The 2,930-nt window shown below is 41.6% G+C and carries 4 protein-coding genes and 1 tRNA gene; all 5 read left to right on the top strand.

The window, feature by feature from the left end; all coding sequences use genetic code 11:
* Positions 1 to 448: 23S rRNA (adenine(2503)-C(2))-methyltransferase RlmN (locus LHW48_02685; GenBank protein MCB5259365.1), on the top strand; the 448-nt coding region annotated here is incomplete at its 5' end.
* A complete protein-coding gene (gene deoC, locus LHW48_02680) occupies positions 445 to 1,218 on the top strand; it encodes a deoxyribose-phosphate aldolase (GenBank protein MCB5259364.1) in 774 nt (257 codons plus the stop codon). The genes LHW48_02685 and deoC, both read left to right, overlap by 4 nt.
* A 12-nt stretch (positions 1,219 to 1,230) precedes the next feature.
* A complete protein-coding gene (gene thyX / locus LHW48_02675; GenBank protein ID MCB5259363.1) occupies positions 1,231 to 2,649 on the top strand; it encodes an FAD-dependent thymidylate synthase in 1,419 nt (472 codons plus the stop codon).
* A 40-nt stretch (positions 2,650 to 2,689) separates the two neighbouring features.
* Positions 2,690 to 2,766, top strand: a tRNA-Arg gene (locus LHW48_02670).
* A gap of 6 nt (positions 2,767 to 2,772) precedes the next feature.
* Positions 2,773 to 2,930, top strand: a 158-nt coding sequence (locus LHW48_02665) for an ATP-binding cassette domain-containing protein (protein MCB5259362.1), incomplete at its 3' end; no start/stop codon positions are given.

The following is a 2,930-nucleotide window of genomic DNA, read 5'->3' as shown; positions in this document are numbered from 1 at the left end:
GGAAGGAATTGTCAAATTAGCGGATAGCAGGATCAAAACCAAACTGGCAGTATCCTTAAACTCGGCAATTGATAATTGTCGCAGTCTCTTGATGCCCATTAACCGCATTTATCCTCTCAAAGAGTTAAAACAAGCTCTGCGCTACTTTCTTTCTAAAACTACTTTCCGCATAACATTTGAATATATCTTAATCCCAGAAATCAACATGGGTATCGAAGACATCAAAGCCTTAAAAACCTTTGTTGGAGACCTATCTTGTAAAATTAATTTCATCCCCTATAATACCGTTCCCCAATTACCATATCGAAGCCCCACCGAAAAAGAAATAGAAATATTCCTCAACCTGGCTCAAAATATTCATCAAGCCATCACCTTACGCCGTAGCAGAGGCGCAGAGGTATTTGGAGCTTGTGGTCAATTGGCAATTCATAAAGGAGAATCATTATGAAAAGTATTGAACAAATCGCCCAAGAATTTTTCCCTTCCCAGACCCTTGCCCGTTGCGGAGGGGCTCACAAGTACTGTCTGCACTGTGCTAAATGCCGCGCCGATGAACCGGATGAACTTTACGATCCAAATTCTGGAATAGCTTCTGTTATTGATGCTACAGTATTAAAGGCAGAAGCCAATTCACAGGATATTGAAGAACTTTGTAAGATGGCAAATCAATTTAAAACAGCTTCCGTTTGCATCAATTCCTATTTTATAGCTCAAGCCCTTAAACTAGTAAAAGACCCCGTAAGAGTATGTACAGTTATCAATTTCCCCTTGGGCGCTGGCAGCAGGAAAGCAGTCAAAAAAGAAGCAAAAGCAGTAATTGAGGCAGGAATTCACGAATTGGATATGGTGCAAAACATAGCAGCAGTCAAGAGTAAGGATTGGGATTTAGCATTAGAAACCATAAAAGCAGTAGCAATTCAATGCCTGGAAGAAAAAGTACTGTTAAAAGTGATCCTAGAAACTTGCTATCTCAGCCGGGAAGAGCTTATAATCAGCTGCCTTTTTAGTAAGAAAGCTGGAGCTAAATTTGTGAAGACATCAACCGGATTTGGCACTGCTGGAGCCAAAGCAGATGATATTGCTCTCATGCGCGAGGTTGTAGGACCAAAATTTGGCGTAAAAGCCAGCGGGGGCATCCGTAATCCAGAAACAGCCAAGCAAATGCTAGATAGTGGCGCAAACCGCATTGGTGCTAGCAGCGTTAAAGCACTAATATAAGGTCAATTATTCATGAAACTGATTGTTGCGGGATACAATATTGATGCCGGTTTGATAAGAGGCATTAAGAAAGATAATGCCAGTCCGGAAGTTATTACTGCTGCTTATGCCCGAATTTCCAGGAGCAGTAAAAACGTAGATACTTTACGTAAGGAAGCTCTTTCTGAAATTGACAAAGCTCGAAGTTCGAACGAGAATATCGTTTATGAAATGGGACATTCTTCCATAGCTGAACACGCAGTGTTTAATCTGGATATCATCGACGTTTCAAGGTTGCTTACCGAGCTTATTCAACGTAGCAGAATTGCCTCTTTCACCGAAAAATCTCAGCGTTATGTAACTTTTTCCAAAGATTACCTTGTCCCTCGTGAGCTTTCTCGGCGAACAAATATTAAACAGCAATACAAAAAATTGATGGATGCTCTCTTTACTGAGTACGAGACCTCGTTCAAACTGCTTGATGATATGTATCGGAAACAAAATCCTAAGCTAAAATCCAGAGATCGCGAATGCCTAGCCAAAGAAGATGCCCGGTATATTTTGCCTTTAGCCACCAAAACCCAGATGGGCATGACCATAAATGCCCGCAGTTTAGAACACCTTCTGCGCAGATTGGCAATTCATCCATTGCACGAAGCTCAAGAGCTAAAAGATATGATATATAGAAAGGTAAAACCTATATGCCCTTCTTTAATTCGCCATACTGAGCCCGATGGTTACCGCGGTAATATAGATTTAAACAGCGTAGGATTTAGCAGTTTCTTGCAGCAGGAATTGCCTTGGCTGGCCTTGATTGATATGGAGAACAAAGCCAAACTTTTATCTAGCCCAAAGAATATCGACGACTCCGTTTTGGCGGCTTTAATCTACCAACAAAGTGAACTTGGCTGGCAAGAAAACCTTGAGACCCTTGCCCGCCTGCCCCGTTTAGCTAAAGAACAACTTTGGCAACAAGCTTTTAAGGGCATGAGAAGTTGGCATAAAGTTCCCAGAGCTTTTGAGGTAGCAGAGTTTGAATTTGAACTTACCATGAGTGAATCTTGCTGGGCTCAGTTTAAACGCCACAGACAGTGTACCATTCTTAAAAAGAACAGCAATACTGGTAATTTTGTTATCCCTAGCGCCATTATTGAAAGTGGAAGATCAGATATTTGGGAAGAGCTTCACAGAGAAACGGTTACTTTTGGTGATAGCATCCCCACATCTATTGCCACAATAAAGGATTACCTTAAACTTAATGGTTCCTTATGTAAGATATACGCCAAGATGAATTTACGTGAACTCTACCATTTCGTCAGATTGCGTAGCGACAAACATGCTCAATGGGAAATCCGGCAAGTATCGGATACTATATGCAATATTATAACCACTCATGCGCCTAATGCCGCCCGAATGCTGTGTGGTAAAAGCTCTTTTAAGCAAATCTGTTGACAGAAAGCCTGTCCTTGAATCTATGACATATACGATATGCGTCCCTGTAGCTCAGCTGGATAGAGTGGCACCCTCCGAAGGTGAAGGTCAGGCGTTCGAATCGCCTCAGGGACGCCATTTAATATGACCAAGGAAGTAATTCTTACTGCAGAAAACATCTTTGTTGCTTTTGGTGATAAAGTAGTTATCCAAAACGCTTCATTTGGCATACACGCCGAAGATAAACTGGGCATTGTCGGTGTAAACGGTTGTGGGAAAACTACATTACTTAAGGTTTTAGC

Source organism: Candidatus Cloacimonadota bacterium (assembly GCA_020532355.1).
Lineage (GTDB): Bacteria > Cloacimonadota > Cloacimonadia > Cloacimonadales > Cloacimonadaceae > UBA5456.
This window is presented reverse-complemented; position numbering and strand designations above follow the sequence as displayed.